Genomic DNA, 20204 nt, shown 5'->3' with positions numbered 1-20204 from the left:
CATCTTTGATGAGGTTTTTGTCTTTTGTGTGATGTAAAAATAGGGCTAAGACAGAATATATTTATGAATAGTTTCTGCAATGCCTGGCTGTGAATTTACTTTTGTGACCATCTTAGCGCGGGCTTTCACTTCATCTGAGGCATTACCCATTGCAACACCTAAGCCCACATGTTCTAACATGCTCAGATCATTAAAATTATCACCAAAAGCAATCACATCACTCATCTTCATACCATTCGCTTCAACCCAACGTTGTAAACGACGACCTTTGCTGTTGCCTTTTTTCGCAATATCAACTTGATCAACCCAAGACCATTCACACTCTAAACCGACTTGTTGTTCAATTTTCTCAACTAAAGTGCGTAATTCATCGTGATCAGGCGTTGTAGTGGCAATTTTCCAAATCGCATTAACATCATGCATCGCTTGATAAAAATCATCGACTTTAACGAGATTGGGGCGTTGTGTAATGGGAAGAGTATCTGCCCAATTCAGTGTGCGTTGTACTGCTGCGGTAAGTTGGTCATACATCATTGCATCGTCAGCATAAACTAAATGGTGTACATCTGTTTGTTTAACGAGATCTAATACAGCTCTGGTTTCTTGCGTGGTCAATGGATCAGATTCTAGTACCTTTTTACCAATATAATCATAAAGGTAAGTGCCATTGCAGCAAATTGCAGGGGTATCAAGGTCGAGCGCTTGATAGAATGGATGAATAGCAACATGATGACGACCTGTTACAATTAAAACTTTAACGCCTGCTTTTCTTGCAAGATTGAGTGCTTCTAAAGATTCTGGCAGGATACGTTTTTGGTCATCAAGCAATGTGCCATCAAGATCCAAAGCAATAACGCGATAAGACATAAATAAGCCCCTTGATAGTATTAATATGCATTGTTGTTGATGTTACACGTTAACCAATAAAAGATAAACTAGCTTAATCGTTACAATTAAACGTTGGTTTTTCTATTATTATTTATAAATCAATGGGTAATGGGGTTTAAGGAGAAGGGATGAAACAGGTAGTCTACGTAGCAAGTCCAGAGAGTCAGCAAATTCATGTTTATGCGTTAAACACCGCAGGTGAAATGGATTTATTACAGGTTGTTGAGGTTGCAGGGCAAGTGCAACCCATGATTGCAAGTGCTGATGGAAAATACCTTTATGTGGGTATTCGTCCCCATTTTAGTGTGGTGACATTTGCGATAGCTTTTGATGGTCAGTTAGAACAAAAGGCTATCACCTCTATTCCAAGCACACCTGTTCATTTATGCTTAGATAAAACAGGGCGTTTCTTATTTGTACCTTCTTACCACCAAGGCAATCTAGCGGTTTTGCCTATTAATGTGGAGGGGATACCTCAATCACCTATTCAAATTATTGAAGGCTTAAATAAGCCTCATTCCTCTAATATCGATTGGAATAATAAACAACTGATAGTGCCTTGTTTAGGTGAAGATCATATTCGTTTATTTAACTTATCAGAAGACGGTCGTTTAACAGAATCAGCTACTGAGGAACTGACAACAGCACTAAATGCAGGCCCTCGTCATATGGCATTTCATCCTAATGGTGATGTGTTTTATTGCCTTAATGAATTAGATGCAACAATCAATGTATATCGCCGTATGGGGGATTTATATCGTTTAATGCAAACAGTCGATATTGTCCCTGAAACCTTTAACAGTACTCGTTGGGCGTCAGATATTCATATTACCCCTGATGGTCGTTTTCTTTATGCAAGCGAACGCTCTGAAAGCTTTATCTGTGCGATGGCAATCTCTGAAGCGGGCGACTATCTGCAACCTGTGGGTTATTATCCAACACAAACACAGCCTCGTGGCTTTAATCTTGATAATACAGGAAATTACCTGATTTCTTGTGGTCAAAAATCAGATTTTGCGTCTGTTTCTCGTATTGATAAACAGACGGGTGCCTTAACAGAATTAGCGTGTTACCCAGTAGGTAAAGGCGCTATGTGGGTTACTGTTGTGACAAAATAACAATGACGGTAAACCTCTAGCAAAAGATTACCTTGCTAGAGGTTTTATTTTTATGAAAGGTTTATGAGAGATTAACAACTTTCTCAATAGATTGAGTGAGTTTAGTCAGGCTTTCTGATGGCATAATAAAGGGTGGCATTATATAAATTAGCTTGCCAAAAGGTCTGATCCAAACGCCTTCATCCACAAAGATTTTTTGCAGTTTTGCCATATTGACGGGCTCGTTCATTTCGACCACACCAATCGCACCTAAAACCCGTACATCTTTGACACTTTTAGCCTGTTTTAACGGTAATAGCGCATGTTTTAGTTGTTTTTCAATGTTTGCAACTTGGTTTACCCAATTGCCTTTGGCTAATAGCGATAAACTGGCATCAGCAACAGCACAAGCTAAAGGATTCCCCATATAAGTAGGACCGTGCATAAAGCATCCAGCAGCACCTTGGCTGATGGTTTCGGCAATATGACGCGTCGTTAAAGTTGCTGATAAGGTCATATAACCACCCGTTAATGCTTTACCAACACACATTATATCTGGCGATATTCCAGCATGTTCACAGGCAAACAGCTTACCTGTTCGACCAAAACCCGTCGCTATTTCATCTGCAATGAGTAACACATCAAATTCAGTACACAAGGCTCTTGCCTGTTTTAAATATTCAGGATGATAAATTCGCATTCCTCCCGCGCCTTGAACAATGGGTTCAAGCATCACGGCAGCAATTTCTTGATGATGCTGTTCTAATGTTAAACGAAGCGAATTGATATCGTTAGGGTTCCATTGTTCATAAAATCCTGTTTTAGGCGCATCCACAAAGAGATGATTAGGCAGATAACCTTTGTAAAGACTGTGCATGGAGTTGTCCGGATCACACACGGACATGGCACCAAATGTATCACCATGATAGCCCTGTTTTAACGCCACAATACGTTGACGTTTTTCTCCTTTAGCCTGCCAGTATTGCAACGCCATTTTTAGCGCAACTTCAACAGCGACTGACCCGGAATCTGCGAGAAATATGCATTCAAGAGGGTCTGGTGTTATCGCTAATAATTTTCGACAAAGTGATACGGCTGGTGGATGCGTAATACCACCAAACATCACATGAGACATATTGCTTAGCTGTGTTGTAACGGCATTATTGAGTTCAGGGTGATTATAACCATGAATTGCAGCCCACCATGAAGACATTCCATCAATCAGTTTTCTACCATCAGCCAAGACTAATTCAACGCCATTTGCACTGACGATAGGGTAAGCAGGTAAAGGGTTACTCATCGAAGTATAAGGGTGCCAAATATGGCGTAAATCGAAAGCGATATCTTCAGGTGTCATTATATTTTTCACTTAATCATGTAAACCAATGGTGATCAATTTTAGTTGACATGATAACCCTATTATTTAAACTGGCAATCACTTTTAAACAGGAGATTGTATTGTGAGCGCACTAAAACGTTGGACACTAAAAGAAGCTAGAGCATTGTTTGATATGCCATTTTTAGATTTGGTTTTTCAGGCACAACAAGTTCATCGTCAACATTTTGACCCTTCACAAATCCAAGTGAGTACGTTGCTTTCTATTAAAACAGGGGCTTGTCCTGAAGATTGTAAATATTGTGCTCAAAGCGCACGGTATAAAACAGGGTTAGAAAAAGAGCGTTTAATGGAAGTGCAGCAAGTGATTGAATCTGCGAAAAAAGCAAAAGCAGCGGGTTCAACTCGTTTTTGTATGGGCGCAGCATGGAAAAATCCGCATGAGCGAGATATGCCTTACCTTGAGCAAATGGTAAAAGAAGTTAAAGCGCTGGGTATGGAAACCTGCATGACACTCGGCAAATTAGATGACTCACAAGCTAACCGATTAGCAGATGCAGGGCTGGATTTTTATAACCACAACCTTGATACCTCACCTGAATTCTATGGCAGTATCGTCACAACACGTACCTATCAAGATCGCTTAGATACGCTTGATAAAGTGCGCAATGCCGGTATTAAAGTGTGTTCTGGCGGAATATTAGGGTTAGGCGAGGAAGTTAAAGATCGCGCGGCAATGCTAGTGCAATTAGCGAATTTGCCACAACCTCCTGAAAGTGTGCCCATCAATATGTTAGCCAAAATCAAAGGTACACCATTGGCTGATAATGAGGATGTTGATCCTTTTGATTTTATTCGTACTATCGCCGTTGCCCGTATCATGATGCCACGCTCTTATGTGCGTCTTTCTGCTGGGCGTGAGCAAATGAGTGAACAAACACAAGCATTCTGCTTTATGGCTGGGGCGAACTCTATTTTCTATGGTTGCAAATTATTAACGACAACCAATCCGACCGAAGACAAAGATCACCAGTTATTCCGTAAGTTAGGTTTAAACCCTGAACGATTAGCAGTATCTATGGGTGATAATCAGCAAGAAGAAGCTTTGATGCAAGCTGTTGCTAATAAAGATACTGAACAATTTTATAACGCGGCACTGTAATGAGCTGGAAAACCTATTTAGATGAAAAACTTAATGTGCGTAGAAATACGCCATTATGGCGAAAACGCAAAGTGATCAAACAAGTGGATGGACGTTTTTTGATCACAATGTCGGGCGAAAAATACCTTAACTTTTCAGGCAATGATTATTTAGGTATTAGCCAACATGCAGACGTCATTAAAGCATGGCAACAAGGTGCTGATGAATACGGTGTAGGCAGTGGTGGATCAGGGCATATCACCGGATTTACACAAGCTCATGCACAATTAGAACAGCATCTTGCAGATTGGTTAGGTTACGATAATGCGCTGTTATTTTCATCCGGTTATAGTGCTAACCAAGGTGTGATTTCGGCATTACTAGAAAAAGACGATGCCATTATTGCAGATAAACTTTGTCATGCATCACTAATGGAAGCCGCAGTATTATCACCCGCCACATTATGGCGATTTTTACACAACTCTCCTGACTCTTTATCTCAACGATTTAATAAAACGTCAGCTAATAAAACCTTGGTAGTAACAGAAGGGGTATTTAGTATGGATGGGGATAAAGCGCCATTAAGAGAAATAGCAACAATAAGCCAGAAACATCATGCATGGTTAATGGTTGATGATGCGCATGGCATTGGTGTTTTAGGTAAAGAAGGTCGAGGTAGTTGTCATGAAGTAGGTATTAAACCTGACATATTGGTCGTCACGTTTGGTAAAGCTTTTGGTGTCAGTGGTGCTGCTGTACTTTGTAACAAGACAACGGCAGCATTTTTTGAACAATATGCTCGCCATCTTATTTACAGTACATCAATGCCACCAGCACAAGCGATTACTTTAAATGCCGCTCTGAATGTTATTAAGCAAGCGGATCATGAACGGGAATATCTTCAACAATTAATTAATACTTTTCGCCAAGGTGTAATGTCACTGCCTGTTAAATTGTTACCTTCAGAAACGGCTATTCAGCCATTAATTATTGGTGATGAACGATTATGCCAAACACTTTCAGATTATCTGCAATCTAAAGGACTTTGGGTAAAGGCAATTTTTCCACCTACTGTACCTCCTCAAAGTGCACGTTTACGAATAACGTTAACCACTCGCCATCATCTTTCAGATATTAAGCTGTTAATCGAGACGCTTCATGCTTTCTTCAGTCAAAACAGATAAACAACGTATCGCTCAAACATTTGGTAAAGCCGCTGTTCATTACGATAATCACGCCAATATTCAGCGCTATAGCGGTAATAAATTAATGGATTTAGCACGTCATGATAGTGGCAATATCGTGTTAGATGCTGGGTGTGGGACAGGATATTTCAGTCAAAAATGGAAGCAACAAGGCAAATTTGTGATTGCACTTGATCTGTCACACACCATGTTACAGGTAGCAAAACAGCAACAGCGGGCTGATGGTTACTTACAAAGTGATATCGAGCATTGCGCGATGGCACCACAAAGTGTGGACATTGTATTTAGTAATTTAGCGATGCAGTGGTGTGATGATTTATCTGGCGCGATTAAAACATTAATGAATACCGTCAATGTAAAAGGCGCACTTTATTTCTCAACACTGGCTACGTCGACATTACAAGAAGTCAGAGAAGCTTGGCAATCTCTTGATCAACATCCTCATGTGAATCCTTTTTTATCACTTCACGAGATTGAGAAAGCGTGTTGTGGTTTTCATTACCAATTGTCTCTTGAAACGGTCACCGAACGATATGATTCATTACAGTCGCTCTTTGCGTCTTTGAAGGGCGTTGGCGCCAATTTTGTACAAGGGGATCGACAGAAAGGGTTAATGACACGACAGAAATTTCGTGCATTAGACCATGTATGGAAAAAAGAGTTTGGCAAATATTTACTTACTTATCAAATTATTATAGGAAGAGTATCACATGACTAAAACATATTTTTTGACGGGTACAGATACAGAAGTGGGTAAAACCGTAGTCAGTAGTGCTCTATTACAATGTGCGGCGCATCAAGGGTATCAAACGGCGGGCTATAAGCCTGTAGCATCAGGAAGTGAGTGGCTAAATGAAGGGTTACGTAATTCAGATGCACTTACACTACAAAAATTCAGTACGGTAGAGTTAGATTATCATCGCGTGAACCCTTACTGTTTTGAAACGCCCACATCGCCACATATTGTCAGCCAAGAAATGAATCAGCCTATTGATTTTAATGTAATGTCAGAAGGCTTGTCTTACTTAAAGCAGCAAGCTGATTGGGTTTTAGTTGAAGGTGCTGGTGGTTGGTTTACACCATTGTCAGAAAATCAATTTTTCTCTGATTGGGCTATCAATGAAAAGTTACCTGTTATTTTGACCGTGGGTGTTAAACTGGGTTGCATTAATCATGCGTTATTAACGCAGCAAGCAATTATTCAGTCTGGTTTAACATTGGCGGGTTGGGTTGCAAATGAAGTTGAACCGGCAGGGCGATATCAGAAAGAATATCTGGCAACACTAAAACAGCATATTAAAGCGCCATTCTTAGGCAAAATACCCTACTTAAACGAAGTAAAAGAGCATAATTTTACTCCTTATCTTGACCTTTCCTGTTTAAAACAAAGTCGATAGGTCGTTATGAAGTAAATTATAAAAGTCTATTTTTTATACCAATAAAAAAATAAAAAAAATAAATTTTGCCAATTTTTAGGGATATTTTAAGGTGGAAAAAAAGACGTAACCTACCGAGAGATAACAACTTTGTCTAGTTATCCACTATTCCTGTGGATAACCTTGTGTATTACCATTATAAAAATACTCTGAATAGAGAGAACACAAGGCATTGCTAAAGATTGGCGTTATTCTCAACTTTTATTTTTAATCTTTATATATCAATTAATTAAATAAAATCAATAGAACCGGTGGTGTCAGTGTGTCTCTTTGAATAATTAACAAAAAAGGGGGTTGCCTTTTTGAAAAAAATCCAGTTCCAAAACTGGGGATAACTTAGGCTAATTATTCAGATAAATTTTATGAGATAGAGATTGAAGCTGGATTTTTATCCAGTATCATAAGGAGTGTCAGCAAGGAGAAGAAAACATGAGCAAAGATTTCAAACTGCATTCTGAATTTAAACCGGGTGGTGACCAACCTGCCGCTATTGCCTCACTCTGTGAAGGATTAGATGATGGTCTTGCTCATCAAACTCTTTTAGGGGTAACCGGCTCAGGTAAAACCTTTACGATTGCCAATGTGATTGCCAACCTAAATCGTCCAACTATGGTGTTGGCGCCCAATAAAACATTGGCAGCGCAGCTTTATAGTGAGATGAAAGAATTTTTCCCTGAAAATGCAGTGGAATACTTTGTTTCTTATTATGATTATTATCAGCCCGAAGCGTATGTTCCAAGCTCTGATACTTTTATTGAAAAAGATGCTTCTGTTAACGAACATATCGAACAAATGCGTCTATCTGCGACGAAAGCCTTATTAGAACGTAAAGACGTTATTGTTGTGTCATCGGTTTCGGCTATCTACGGTTTAGGTGATCCTGATAGCTATTTAAAAATGATGCTTCATCTGACTAACGGTATGATAATCGACCAACGTGCCATTTTACGTCGCCTTGCTGATTTACAATATACTCGCAACGATCAAGCCTTTCAGCGGGGGACATTTCGCGTACGTGGTGAAGTCATTGATATCTTTCCTGCTGAATCTGATGATTATGCATTACGTGTTGAGCTATTTGATGAAGAAGTCGAACGCCTTTCACTGTTTGATCCTTTAACGGGGCAAATTCACTACAATGTGCCTCGCTTTACCGTTTATCCTAAAACGCACTATGTCACCCCACGCGAACGTATTCTTGAAGCGATGGAAGAAATCAAAAAAGAACTCGCTGATAGGCGCAAAGTCCTTTTAGCTAACGATAAGCTCGTCGAAGAGCAACGTGTGACACAGCGTACTCAATTTGATCTCGAAATGATGAATGAGTTGGGCTATTGCTCTGGTATCGAAAACTATTCACGCTATTTATCAGGTAGAGGCCCTGGTGAACCACCACCAACCCTGTTTGATTACCTTCCTGCTAACGGTTTATTAGTGATTGATGAATCACACGTTACTATTCCTCAAATTGGCGGAATGTATAAAGGCGACCGCTCACGTAAAGAAACCTTAGTTGAATATGGCTTCCGTTTACCTTCTGCGCTTGATAACCGTCCATTACGTTTTGAAGAGTTTGAGGCGTTAGCCCCACAAACGATTTATGTTTCAGCAACACCGGGTAAATATGAACTTGAAAAATCGGGTGATGAAATTGTTGAGCAAGTTGTAAGACCAACAGGTTTACTTGATCCCATTGTTGAGGTGCGACCTGTTGCCACACAAGTTGATGATTTACTCTCTGAAATTCGTATTCGTGCCGCAAAAAATGAGCGTGTACTGGTGACAACACTGACAAAACGAATGGCTGAAGACTTAACCGAATATCTAGAAGAGCATGGTGAACGAGTTCGCTATTTACACTCTGACATTGATACTGTTGAACGTGTCGAAATTATTCGTGATTTGCGCTTAGGTGAATTTGATGTATTGGTGGGTATCAACTTACTTCGAGAAGGTTTAGATATGCCAGAAGTCTCTTTAGTGGCGATTTTAGATGCTGATAAAGAGGGCTTCTTACGTTCAGAACGCTCATTGATTCAGACCATTGGTCGTGCTGCACGTAACCTTGAAGGTAAAGCCATTTTATATGGCGATAAAATTACGGATTCAATGGCAAAAGCAATAAGTGAAACAGAACGTCGTCGAGAGAAACAGCAACAGTTTAATCTTGAGCATGGCATTGTGCCTAAAGGATTAAATAAAAAAGTGGGTGATATTCTTAAGATTGGTCAACCTACGCAAGGGCGAAATAAGAAAGGGCATAAAGCAACAGATATTCATGAAAATTATCCGTTGTTATCAACGGCTGAATTGGAAAAAGAGATCCAACGTTTAGAAGCCGAAATGTATCAATATGCAAAAGATCTTGAATTTGAGAAAGCGGCGAGTACGCGTGATAAGTTGCAAGCATTACGTGCTCAATTTATTGCGAACTCTTAGTTAGCGAAATTAAGGTCACAAAGCGATAAAGGGATATCCGTATTTTTAAGGGATTATCCCTTTTTACCTTCTATCTTCCATTTTTTGCTTTGTTTGATATTCCCTTAATGGCGTGCAACTGTTTAAATATCACCACAAACAAAGCGTCAATTATTTACAAAGATAAAAAGACATTAAGGACAGTGAATGAGTGGTTATGTTTATGCAGGGTTTCCTAGCTCTGCTGGGGTAATTCTTGGTGTTATTCTTCTTATTATACTTTTTAAATGGCTACGAAAATTTGCTGTACAAGATAGTGAGTTGCAAAAATCATCAACTACAGGGCAGGAGCCTATTTTATCTAAAGTAGAAAATCCGGCAGATCAGTTGTTACCCAACGAATGGGGTCTATATGTTGCAGCGCCTTATGCCGCAATGAATGAGTGGGCTTATAACGAATATGATCAAGGTAAAGATGATGGTGGATTATCAGCAGGTTGGGGAATTAACGACCGTTGGGATTTAGTCTATCAACTCTTTTGGTTGCTTACTCAAGGTCACACGAATGATTTTTATCAGCTACGTGACCAAATTTTGGATGGTAAAGAAGACGATGTTCAGTCATTAAAAAATGATATTTTACTTTCTGAGTTAACTGAACACGATAAAAATGAGCGTTTATGGCAAATCGATATGATGAGCACAAATCGCATGAATATCCAAAATGTGAAATACCTTATTTGGGATCTCTGTCGTTTTAACAAGCTCTGTTTAGAAGGTTGCCAGCAAGGTTATATTACTCAACAAGAAGCCCAAACCTGGTCATTAATGAGCGCATCAATGTTGCGTCGGATCTATGATGGTTGGGAAGATATGTGGAGAAACTTTATTGCTACTCGTTGGTTTTGGGCAAGTGGTGATCAAGATTGGGTCTCTTCACATCAAGCTTTTACGGATGTGATACAAAATATTCTAAATGCAGAAGATACGTTGGCAACAGAAGAGAATTGGATCATGGAGTTACCTCCATTAGATTTAATGTCGTTTTCTCGTACTGTGGCAGGTCTTGGTCTGATGAAAAATGATGTACCAATGACACTTGACGAAATTGAAGAAGTGATTAGCCAGCGTATTACATTAAAGCACCTTAATAGCTAATAATACGTTGAAAACCAATAGTGATATTGTGTTTTTACCAACAAAAAACCGCATTTGCTGTTTGCCGATGCGGTTTTTTTATGAAAGTAGGTAATTAAATACTATTTAATTAAATACTATTTAATAGCTTGAGGTGATGCATTACGTTGCCCTAATTGCTGCAATGTTAACTCAATAGCTTTGCTTAATAGATGGCGGTCGTGACGATAAGGAATATCTTTGGCTTCCAATTGAGCTTGCACAATTAATCGACCTTTCATTGATTCATATTGTGTTTCAGGGCTAATGATCACCGCATCTATTGTTTGTAAACCAATATAATTTTCCATCATAGCGATTTTATCAGACATCGTCATACTGGCAGCCGCAGGGCTTAGTTCTTTACCTAAATTGCCAATATAAATCGTTGTTGCACTGCTACGGCGCAAGGCTTGTGCAAGCTCTGGCAGTAATAATAAAGGCATTAAACTGGTAAAAAAGCTACCTGGACCAATTAAGATCAAATCTGCTTGTTCAATCGCTTCTATGGCTTCTCGTGTAGTGGGTACTTTAGGATAGAGATCAAGTTTTTTGGGGATCTTCGGTAAAATATCAACATTGACCTCACCATAAATCTCATTTCCTTGGTCGTCTATCGCCATAAGGTCAACGGCTTGTTCAGACATAGGAATAAGGTGAGCATTCACTCTTAATAATCCACGGATAAGATTAATGGCTTCTAAAGGTCGAACACTTAAGTTATCAAGTGCTTTAAGCATGAGATTACCTAAATTATGTCCTGCTAATTCGCCTGTACCCGAAAAACGGTATTCAAACATTGCAGAAGCAACAGAAGGCTCAGTAATTAACTGATTAATACAATTGCGCATATCTCCCCACGCAATGCCACCTTCTTCTTGGCGAATACGGCCAGTAGAACCGCCATTGTCTGTTGTTGTAACAATACCAGTAAGACGAGAGCCTAAGTAGGAGAGTGCTGAAAGCACACGTCCAAGGCCATGACCACCACCCAGGGCAACAACACGATCTAAATCACTTAGCGTGCGATTTCGCATATTTGTTCTACTCATCTTTAAAAATTTGCCGCTAATTTATCACAATTAAATTTTAAGCCTATGATCACGACGTGATTTCATCACATTCCTAATTTAATTTTACTTTTTATAGCCTAATATTTAATCAATGAAAGTGTTTTTACTTATGTAAGTAGCGTGATTAAAGTGTTGTAAGTCGTTGTATTGTAAATTATATAGCGAAAACATTGTTCGCTTTTTGAAAAATTAGCAGGTAGAATCCACAATAAATATATAGGTATTAGAAACCTGTGAAAAACAGGTAAAGATTAACTCCTAGCCTTAACGTCTAAGTCATGTGGTTACAAGATATGATGTTCTGGCCGTGACGAAACAAGTCACCAGGGTGCAAGGTAGAAATGCCCGCATCTCCCGATTTGGAAAGGTGTTACTATGCAACAACTCGTTGATGCGTTTTCCCGCAAATTTTTTTATTTACGTCTTTCAATTACAGACGTGTGTAATTTTCGTTGTACTTATTGCCTGCCTAATGGTTATAAGCCTAACGGTCATAAATCCTTTCTTTCGTTAGATGAAATCAGCAGATTGACACACTCTTTTTCCGCGTTAGGGACGGAAAAAATTCGCCTAACAGGTGGCGAGCCTACAATGCGCCGTGATTTTACTGATATTATCGCAACCATTAAAGATAATGCGGCAATTAAAAAAATCGCAGTAACAACCAATGGCTATCGTCTATCCAGAGATGTTGCCCAATGGCGTGATGCAGGTTTAAGTGCAATTAACGTGAGTGTTGATAGCCTCGATCCTCGTCAATTCCATGCCATTACTGGACAAGATAAATTTAGCCAAGTAATGGAAGGTATTGATGCCGCCTTTACTGCGGGTTTCGAAAAAGTCAAAGTAAACGTTGTGCTAATGCGCAATGTGAATGATAAAAACCTCCCTGATTTTCTGAATTGGATCAAAGACCGACCTATTCAGTTGCGCTTTATTGAATTAATGGAAACAGGTGACGGTAGTGATATTTTCAACCGCTTTCATTTGTCTGGTGAAGTGATTCGCCAGCGCTTACTGAATGAAGGTTGGTTACAAATCCCTCGCGCTCGTAGTGACGGGCCTGCTCAAGTATTTACCCATCCTGATTATCAAGGTGAAATTGGTCTGATCATGCCTTATGAAAAAGACTTTTGTTTAACTTGTAACCGTTTACGCGTTTCAGCTATTGGTAATCTTCATCTTTGCCTATTTGGTGAAAATGGTATTCCTTTACGTGACTTGCTTGCTGATGATAGCCAACAAGAAGCATTACAACAGCGTATTCAGGGGGGGCTTCTTCATAAACGAGAAACGCATTTTCTTCATCAAGGTGATAGCGGTATCACACCGAATTTATCTGTTATTGGTGGATAGTTTTTCGCTCTGTTATTTCGTTAATTTCAGGAGTTGTGCATGTCTCAACTAACTCATATTAATGCTGCCGGTGAAGCTCACATGGTGGATGTTAGCGCTAAAGCTGAAACAGTGCGAGAAGCGCGTGCTGAAGCTTTTGTTGAAATGTCAGCAGAAACATTAAGCATGATCACCGAAGGTAAACATCATAAAGGTGATGTCTTTGCGACCGCAAGAATTGCCGGTATTCAAGCAGCAAAAAGAACATGGGAGTTGATCCCATTATGTCATCCGCTGTTATTAACTAAAGTCGAAGTGCGTTTAGAAGCACTCACTGGATCTAACCGTGTTCGCATTGAATCTGTTTGCCGTTTAACGGGTAAAACAGGGGTTGAGATGGAAGCATTAACTGCGGCATCAGTCGCCGCGTTGACGATTTATGATATGTGTAAAGCCGTTCAAAAAGATATGGTGATAGGACCTGTACGCTTATTAGAAAAAACAGGTGGTAAATCAGGTCATTTTAAGGTGGAAGCATGATTAAAGTTCTCTTTTTTGCTCAAGTCCGTGAATTAGTGGGTGTGGATTCTCTCGAATTAGATTGTGAATACCACACAGTCGATGATTTACGTAAGGCATTAATCACCAAAGGTGAACGTTGGTCACTCGCGTTAGAAGATGGCAAGTTACTCTCTGCGGTAAATCAATCTTTTGTTCAAGGCTCTCACGTTATTAATGATGGTGATGAAATCGCCTTTTTCCCACCTGTTACAGGAGGATAAAATGAGCGCATCAACTCGTATTACAGTGCAAACCGAAAATTTTAGTGTTGGTGACGAATACCAATGGCTTTCCGAGTGCGACAGCGATGGTGCTGTTGTGACATTTACGGGAAAAGTTCGTAATCATAACCTCGGGGATGAAGTCAGTACGCTTACGCTTGAACATTATCCCGGTATGACTGAAAAAGCACTTAATGACATTGTCAGTGAGGCGAGAGGTCGTTGGCCTTTGCAACGCGTCAGTGTTATTCACCGCGTAGGCACTTTGCATATTGGTGAAGAGATCGTGTTTGTGGGTGTCACCAGTTCTCATCGTAATAGTGCCTTTGAATCCGCTGAATTTATTATGGATTTTTTAAAAACACGCGCGCCATTTTGGAAAAAAGAAGGGCTTTCTGAAAATAAAGACAGATGGGTTGATGCGCGTCAAAGTGATTATGACTCGGCTGAGCGGTGGGAATAAATCAGCGCACTCAATTAATCACTACATTACTTTACCTAAATTTATTTCATGGTGACATTTCATACAGCTTATTTCATGGAAATGTAAAATCAGTGTGATAAAATTAAATTCTAATGAGCCCATAATGGGCTCTTTGCTGAAATAAACGTTATTATTAAATCTAACGTTATCACTATGATTAAAGGGTAATCATCATGGATCGATTTTCACGTTCAAATGATTCAATCGTACAGCGTACAGGTTCTGGCCTACAAACCTTTATGGCTCAGGTTTATGGTTGGATGACGGTAGGTCTGTTACTTACTGCGTTTGTTGCACTTTATGTTGCATCAAGCGAAGCATTATTATCAATGATTTTCTCGAGCAAGATCGTCTTTTTTGGTCTGATCATTGCTCAATTGGGGCTAGTTTTCGTGTTATCAGGTATGGTGCATAAAATGAGTGGTGCAATGGCAACCTCCTTATTTATGCTCTATTCTGTGTTAACGGGCGTGACTATCTCAAGCGTATTACTGCTTTATACCGCATCTTCAATTGCGAGCACCTTCTTTATTTGTGCGGCAATGTTCGGTGCATTAAGTGTTTACGGTTATACCACTAAGCGTAGCTTAACAGGTATGGGTAGCTTCCTGTTTATGGGGCTTATCGGTATCATTATTGCTTCTATCGTGAATATCTTTATGCAAAGCTCAATGATGAGCATGGTTATCTCTTATGCAGGTGTGTTAATTTTTGCAGGCTTAACGGCTTATGACACACAAAAACTAAAAGATATGGGTAATGAATTAAACCAAGAAGATAAAGAAAATATGCGCCGTTATTCCATTATGGGGGCATTAACGCTTTATTTAGATTTCATCAACCTGTTCTTAATGTTACTGCGTATTTTAGGTGACCGTCGTTAATTTAACGATATCTACGGATAAACGTAGTTTAAAAACAGTATAAAAAATAAATCCCATAACTGAATAAGTTGTGGGATTTTTTTGTGTCAAATACGGATATTTGTTGATACTAAAGGTATTAGTCTTGAGCGTTTATTTTTCTGATGTGTTTATAAATGGTGGCAGAGCTTATGCCTAATTCCGTTGATACAATTTTGTGAGCGGCTGAAAATTCAAACATCCCACAATCATGTAACTCTTTAATTATTTCGAAGTTTTTATTTTTACTGGGAATGTTTTTATTGGAATAAATCGTATTCTTAATAGGTTCTAGGTGATCCAATATTAATTTATTCACATCTTGTGAGAAATTTTCGTTTTTTGAATTATTGTTTGCATTAATTAGTTCAACCATGGCGTTCAACGGCATATCTAACGCTAAATTCATACAAACCATACCAATAGGCTGATCGTTTAAATTGACAATTAATGTTGATGATGAACGAAAAGGACGAATATTTTTCATATTAAAATAAACTTCCCAAGATGAATGTTTCTTTTTAAAACCGGCTAATTTTTCTAGCGCAATGTTTGTCACTGGTGCGCCAATTGTCCTGCCTGTGATATGTCCATTTGCAATATGAATAACAGAGCTATGCAAATCTTCAAAACTGTGTAAGACAACTTCACAATAAGGCCCAAAAAACTCCCCTAAAGAATCAATCATTGGGATATAAGAACGAAGAAGTTTGCGATCATCTTCTGTAAACACATGATTTATATTCATATCCATCTTAAGTTACCCACTCAAAAATTTGTTCAATTCTATTAAAAATAGTGAATTTATTCAATACTAAGACTATAAAACAGGAACTGAGTAAACTTTTTTTTTACTTAATCAAAAAATTGACTCCAATCACGGTTACTTTATTTTGACTGTGTTTAAATGTGTTCACATTGACATATTAACAAAAGAAGGTTTTAACATGATTATCTCAACAGAAAATGCACCTAAAGCGATTGGCCCTTATTCACAAGCAAGAAAAGTGGGATCAACTATCTATATTTCTGGCTGTTGTCCTTTCCATCATCAAAATGGTTCTATTGTTGGTGAGGATATTGTTGAGCAAGCCCATCAAGTAATGAAAAACTTAAAAGCGATTGTTATTGCTGCGGGTTATTCGATGGACGATGTGGTAAAAACAACCTGTTTTATTAGTGATATGGCTAATTTTGTACCATTTAATGAAACATATCAGTCTTACTTTAATGAAGGAATTTATCCTGCACGTTCTTGTGTAGAAGTTTCTCGATTACCAAAAGATGTATTAATTGAAGTTGAAGCCGTTGTTTCAAAATAAAAAGGCAGACTTATGAACAAGTGGATAAAACTTAGTTTCCTAATTTTAGGTGGCGGAACAATTTTTAAATTGTCTAATATCAAAGACGTATTTTATGTTCCAATGCAACAAGATTGGGGGCTGACAAATGCTCAAATTGGTTTCGGTTTTACTGTTTACACAATAGTCCAAACTATTGGCCTTTTTTCATCACTTTATATTGCGGATAGATTTTCTAAAAAGATCCTATTACCCGTAGGTCTAATAGGCGTTGGATTATGTGGAGCATATTTATCCACTCTACCTTCTTTTACTGGTTATCTGATTAGCTTTGCAGTGATGGCTCTTTTTGCTGATGTTATATATTGGCCTGTATTGCTAAAAGCCGTTAGGTTATTGGGTAATAAAGAAGAGCAGGGACGCTTATTTGGCTTTTTAGAAGCGGGGCGTGGTATTGTGGATGTTATTATTGCCTCTGGTGCTCTCTATGTTTTCGTTTTATTTGGCGAAGGCAAAGAAGGGATGCAAGCAGGGCTTATATTCTACACTATCACAACTATCGTTATTGGTATTATCACCTATTTCATCGTGGATGATGATAAAGCAGTTTCAGAGAATACATCTGATGCTAATAAAAAGGTATTTGAAGGAATTAAAAATATCATCAAATGCCCTAATTTATGGCTAGCATCGATGACAATATTCTTTATTTATTCAGCATACTGTGGTTTAACTTATTTTATTCCATTCTTAAAAGATATTTATGCACTACCAATTGCATTAGTTGGTGCATACGGAATTATTAATCAGTACGCACTGAAAATGGTAGGTGGGCCAATTGGTGGCTTCTTATCTGATAAAGTATTTAAATCACCAACAAAATTCTTACAATTCACTTCATTATTAGCAGCTGTTGCAATGGGTATTTTCGTATTCTTACCACATGAAACGATGAATGTTTATTTAGGTATGGCTGCAACATTAGGATTTGGCGCAATTATTTTCTCACAAAGAGCAATCTTCTTTGCACCAATGGAAGAGATTGGTACTAAACGTGAATATGCTGGTTCTGCAATGGCATTTGCATGTATTTTAGGTTATATGCCTGCAATGTTTGCTTATGCAATTTATGGTTCATTCTTAGATACCTATCCTGGTATCACGGGCTATAATTTTGTTTTTAGTATGATGATTATATTTAGCTTATTAGCGTTTTTAACAGCAAAAATATTATCTAAACGAATTAAAGCAAGAAATGAAAGTCATTCATAATAAAAAATAACAAAGAAGCATATTAAAAAATTTTGAGGTAAATAAAATGACACCGATTGAAGCCAAGAAAATAATGGAAAGAGTAGACTCTATACCTTTATATTTACATGCATATGCATTTCATTTAAATATGAGAAAAGAACGTATTTTACCAAATGATTTATTAGAAATCGCAAAGAAAAATTTATTAACGGGTGTAAAGATTCATGTTGAAGATGGTGAAACCCGATCTTTGTGTAGGATGAATGATGAACAATTAAAAGCATTTGGCGAAAAGGCGAAAAACTATGGCTTAGATCTGAAAATAGAAACGAGTTCTTCTGCTTCAGAAGCTATAGATAAAGCGGTCGATATTGCTTTAAAAACACAAGCAAGTTCGGTTCGCTTTTATCCTCGATATGAAGGGCATTTACAGGACGTTCTTGAAAAAGTCAGGGTAGATATTCAATATATTAAACAACAATATGAAAAAACAGGCTTAAGATTTGTTATTGAGCAACATGAAGATTTAAAAAGCCATGAATTAAATAGTCTTGTTGAAGAAGCTAATTTCCCTAATTTTTCATTGTTATTTGATTTTGGCAATATGTTTAATGCAAATGAATTGCCATTAGATGCTTTTAATAATATGAAAAATAATATTACACAAGTACATCTAAAGGATGCCGTAAAAGTTTCAGAAGGAAAAGGTTTTGGTCATAGAGCAATACTTTCTGGTGAAGGTGATGTGCCTGTAAAAGAATTATTAAAACAACTTATTTGTTTAGGTAACGATAAGCCTCAAATTGAATCTTTTGGCTTAGAAGAGGAAGTTGATTATTATGCGCCGGCTTTCCGTTTTGATGATGAAGGTGATAATCCATGGATACCTTATCGTGGTGCAAGTGAAACGCCAATGCCAATTGAAGGTTTAGACGCTCGCTTAGAAAAAGAAATTAAAGATGCCATGAATCAAATTAGTTTTATTCGCAATATTGCACAAGAATTAAAAGAGGAAGCTAAACGAGAATTAAATATGTAATGTTTTATTTTTAATTTTAGAGATGAGTTAAATTTGCAATGCCATTTTCACGTTAATGAAATAATTTTATTATATAATGATGTTATTTAGCACTATCAATATACTGTATTCACTATATTGATAGTGCTTTTTTATTATTGAGATAAAAATAAAATTTATCTTAATCAATGCGTAATAGTTAAAATCACTAAAGCTCCTTCTGGGCTTAATAACGGTGTGATTAAGCTATCTTCCGTTGGAAAAGATAATAGGCAATGCTACCCGTTCCTACTGCAATTACCAATAAAGGCCATAAACTGTGCCATATAACAGTGATGTCGGCATTTTTAAGGTAAATCTGTTTTGTGATATCAGTGAAATGACGAATTGGGTTGATCCATGTGGCATGTTGCAGCCAAACAGGCATATTTTCGACAGGGGAAATATAGCCGGATAATAAAACCGCGGGCATCATAAACACGAAGACACCAATAAAAGCCTGTTGTTGTGTTGAACTTAATGCCGATATTAATAAACCAAACCCTACCAGCGATAAGCCATAAATCAGCATGGTAAAGTAAAACAGCAATAATGAGCCAGAAAAGGGAATTTGATAACCAAATATCCCAATAATTAACACAATAGTGCCTTGAATGGCAGCAACGACCATTGCTGGAACGGCTTTACCAACAAAGATTTGCCATGTTGATAGCGGTGAAACTAACAGTTGATCTAACGTGCCTTGTTCACGCTCTCTAGCAACAGAGAGGGAAGTTACAATCATGACACCAATGGTAATAATTAATGCAACTAAAGAGGGCACAATAAACCATTTATAATTTAAATTAGGGTTATACCAATTACGAACAACAAGCTCTGTTTTATTTAGTAAAGAAGGTGTATTGCCTGCTAATTCAGTTTGATAGTTTTGTACGATTTGTTGCACATAATTAGCGGCAATTTGCGCACTATTAGAATTTCGACCATCTAGGATTATTTGCAATTTAGCAGGAACATTGCTTTCTACATCAGCACTAAAATTCTGAGGAAAACGAACTAATAAAAGCGCTTTACGATTATCAATCGTCTCTTTTATTTCATGTTCATTTTTAAGCAAAAGAGTTTGAGAGAATGCACTTGCTTTGGTAATACGTTGGGTTAATTCAATAGATTGTTTACCATTATCCTCATCAAAAATGGCAATAGAGGCATTGGTAACATCTAATGTTGCAGCAAACGGGAATAAGATCATCTGAAAGATAACCGGCATTATTAAAATAATACGCGTTTGAGGCTCTTGTAATAATGATTGTAACTCTTTCATTATCAAGGTGAGAAGGCGATAAAACATAAAGCTC

The 20204-nt window shown here is 38.0% G+C and carries 20 protein-coding genes and 1 riboswitch; of the genes, 15 read left to right on the top strand and 5 right to left on the bottom strand.

The window, feature by feature from the left end:
• Positions 1-45: 45 nt before the first annotated feature.
• Positions 46-867: a pyridoxal phosphatase gene (locus DK865_RS05040; RefSeq protein ID WP_109391378.1), complete on the bottom strand. Its 822-nt coding sequence runs from the start codon at positions 865-867 to the stop codon at positions 46-48.
• A gap of 149 nt (positions 868-1016) precedes the next feature.
• Here DK865_RS05040 and pgl point away from each other — a divergent pair, with 149 nt between their 5' ends.
• The gene (gene pgl / locus DK865_RS05035; RefSeq protein WP_109391377.1) at positions 1017-2006 is read left to right on the top strand and encodes a 6-phosphogluconolactonase; all 990 of its coding nucleotides are present in this window, start codon (positions 1017-1019) and stop codon (positions 2004-2006) included.
• A gap of 61 nt (positions 2007-2067) precedes the next feature.
• Here pgl and bioA read toward each other — a convergent pair whose 3' ends face one another.
• Positions 2068-3342 carry an adenosylmethionine--8-amino-7-oxononanoate transaminase gene (bioA, locus tag DK865_RS05030; RefSeq protein ID WP_109391376.1) on the bottom strand — a complete coding sequence of 425 codons (1275 nt, stop codon included), beginning with the start codon at positions 3340-3342 and terminating at the stop codon, positions 2068-2070.
• Between the two features lie 103 nt (positions 3343-3445).
• Here bioA and bioB point away from each other — a divergent pair, with 103 nt between their 5' ends.
• From bioB to DK865_RS05000, 6 genes are all read left to right on the top strand, one after another.
• Positions 3446-4483 carry a biotin synthase BioB gene (gene bioB / locus DK865_RS05025; RefSeq protein WP_036912109.1) on the top strand — a complete coding sequence of 346 codons (1038 nt, stop codon included), beginning with the start codon at positions 3446-3448 and terminating at the stop codon, positions 4481-4483.
• Complete coding sequence (bioF, locus tag DK865_RS05020; RefSeq protein WP_109391375.1) at positions 4483-5646, top strand: 8-amino-7-oxononanoate synthase; 1164 nt, start codon at positions 4483-4485, stop codon at positions 5644-5646. The genes bioB and bioF overlap by 1 nt, the downstream gene beginning before the upstream one ends.
• Positions 5621-6385 (top strand): malonyl-ACP O-methyltransferase BioC, encoded by a 765-nt coding sequence (gene bioC, locus DK865_RS05015; protein ID WP_023581215.1) that lies wholly within the window; start codon positions 5621-5623, stop codon positions 6383-6385. The genes bioF and bioC overlap by 26 nt, the downstream gene beginning before the upstream one ends.
• Positions 6378-7064, top strand: a complete 687-nt coding sequence (gene bioD, locus DK865_RS05010) for a dethiobiotin synthase (protein ID WP_023581216.1) — start codon at positions 6378-6380, stop codon at positions 7062-7064. Before bioC ends, bioD begins: the two co-directional genes overlap by 8 nt.
• A 468-nt stretch (positions 7065-7532) precedes the next feature.
• Entirely contained in the window at positions 7533-9542 is a 2010-nt protein-coding gene (uvrB, locus tag DK865_RS05005) for an excinuclease ABC subunit UvrB (protein WP_023581217.1), read from the top strand.
• Between the two features lie 186 nt (positions 9543-9728).
• The gene (locus DK865_RS05000; RefSeq protein ID WP_109391374.1) at positions 9729-10679 is read left to right on the top strand and encodes a DUF1266 domain-containing protein; all 951 of its coding nucleotides are present in this window, start codon (positions 9729-9731) and stop codon (positions 10677-10679) included.
• Between the two features lie 116 nt (positions 10680-10795).
• Here the strand turns inward: DK865_RS05000 and yvcK are convergent, their stop codons facing one another.
• Positions 10796-11734, bottom strand: coding sequence for a uridine diphosphate-N-acetylglucosamine-binding protein YvcK (gene yvcK / locus DK865_RS04995; RefSeq protein WP_036912112.1), 939 nt, complete (start codon positions 11732-11734; stop codon positions 10796-10798).
• A gap of 279 nt (positions 11735-12013) precedes the next feature.
• Positions 12014-12156, top strand: a riboswitch (molybdenum cofactor riboswitch).
• Here yvcK and moaA point away from each other — a divergent pair.
• The 5 genes from moaA to DK865_RS04970 all read left to right on the top strand — a co-directional run bounded on the left by moaA (position 12146) and on the right by DK865_RS04970 (position 15255).
• Positions 12146-13126, top strand: coding sequence for a GTP 3',8-cyclase MoaA (moaA, locus tag DK865_RS04990; RefSeq protein ID WP_109391373.1), 981 nt, complete (start codon positions 12146-12148; stop codon positions 13124-13126). (Overlaps the previous riboswitch by 11 nt.)
• A gap of 39 nt (positions 13127-13165) precedes the next feature.
• Entirely contained in the window at positions 13166-13645 is a 480-nt protein-coding gene (gene moaC / locus DK865_RS04985) for a cyclic pyranopterin monophosphate synthase MoaC (RefSeq protein WP_023581221.1), read from the top strand.
• A complete protein-coding gene (moaD, locus tag DK865_RS04980) occupies positions 13642-13887 on the top strand; it encodes a molybdopterin synthase sulfur carrier subunit (protein ID WP_023581222.1) in 246 nt (81 codons plus the stop codon). The genes moaC and moaD overlap by 4 nt, the downstream gene beginning before the upstream one ends.
• A gap of 1 nt (position 13888) precedes the next feature.
• Positions 13889-14350 (top strand): molybdopterin synthase catalytic subunit MoaE, encoded by a 462-nt coding sequence (gene moaE / locus DK865_RS04975; RefSeq protein WP_109391372.1) that lies wholly within the window; start codon positions 13889-13891, stop codon positions 14348-14350.
• Positions 14351-14544: 194 nt separating this feature from the next.
• Positions 14545-15255 carry a Bax inhibitor-1/YccA family protein gene (locus DK865_RS04970; RefSeq protein ID WP_109391371.1) on the top strand — a complete coding sequence of 237 codons (711 nt, stop codon included), beginning with the start codon at positions 14545-14547 and terminating at the stop codon, positions 15253-15255.
• A gap of 118 nt (positions 15256-15373) precedes the next feature.
• On the opposite strand, the gene DK865_RS04965 is transcribed toward DK865_RS04970, so the two are convergent.
• Positions 15374-16027, bottom strand: coding sequence for a helix-turn-helix transcriptional regulator (locus DK865_RS04965; RefSeq protein WP_023581225.1), 654 nt, complete (start codon positions 16025-16027; stop codon positions 15374-15376).
• A gap of 193 nt (positions 16028-16220) precedes the next feature.
• Here DK865_RS04965 and DK865_RS04960 point away from each other — a divergent pair, with 193 nt between their 5' ends.
• Genes DK865_RS04960 through DK865_RS04950 form a run of 3 tightly spaced genes read left to right on the top strand, consistent with a single transcriptional unit; the run spans position 16221 to position 18867 of the window.
• Positions 16221-16595, top strand: coding sequence for a RidA family protein (locus DK865_RS04960; RefSeq protein ID WP_036912117.1), 375 nt, complete (start codon positions 16221-16223; stop codon positions 16593-16595).
• Positions 16596-16607: 12 nt separating this feature from the next.
• Entirely contained in the window at positions 16608-17846 is a 1239-nt protein-coding gene (locus tag DK865_RS04955; RefSeq protein ID WP_023581226.1) for an MFS transporter, read from the top strand.
• A 46-nt stretch (positions 17847-17892) separates the two neighbouring features.
• Positions 17893-18867 carry a sugar phosphate isomerase/epimerase family protein gene (locus tag DK865_RS04950; RefSeq protein ID WP_109391370.1) on the top strand — a complete coding sequence of 325 codons (975 nt, stop codon included), beginning with the start codon at positions 17893-17895 and terminating at the stop codon, positions 18865-18867.
• A 220-nt stretch (positions 18868-19087) separates the two neighbouring features.
• On the opposite strand, the gene DK865_RS04945 is transcribed toward DK865_RS04950, so the two are convergent.
• A complete protein-coding gene (locus DK865_RS04945) occupies positions 19088-20197 on the bottom strand; it encodes an ABC transporter permease (RefSeq protein WP_036912121.1) in 1110 nt (369 codons plus the stop codon).
• Between the last annotated feature and the right edge of the window lie 7 nt (positions 20198-20204).

It is taken from the genome of Proteus cibi, assembly GCF_003144405.1.
In the GTDB taxonomy this organism is placed as follows: Bacteria; Pseudomonadota; Gammaproteobacteria; order Enterobacterales; family Enterobacteriaceae; genus Proteus; species Proteus cibi.
Note: the sequence above shows the minus strand (reverse complement) of the source record. Positions and strands in the feature narration are given on the sequence as shown.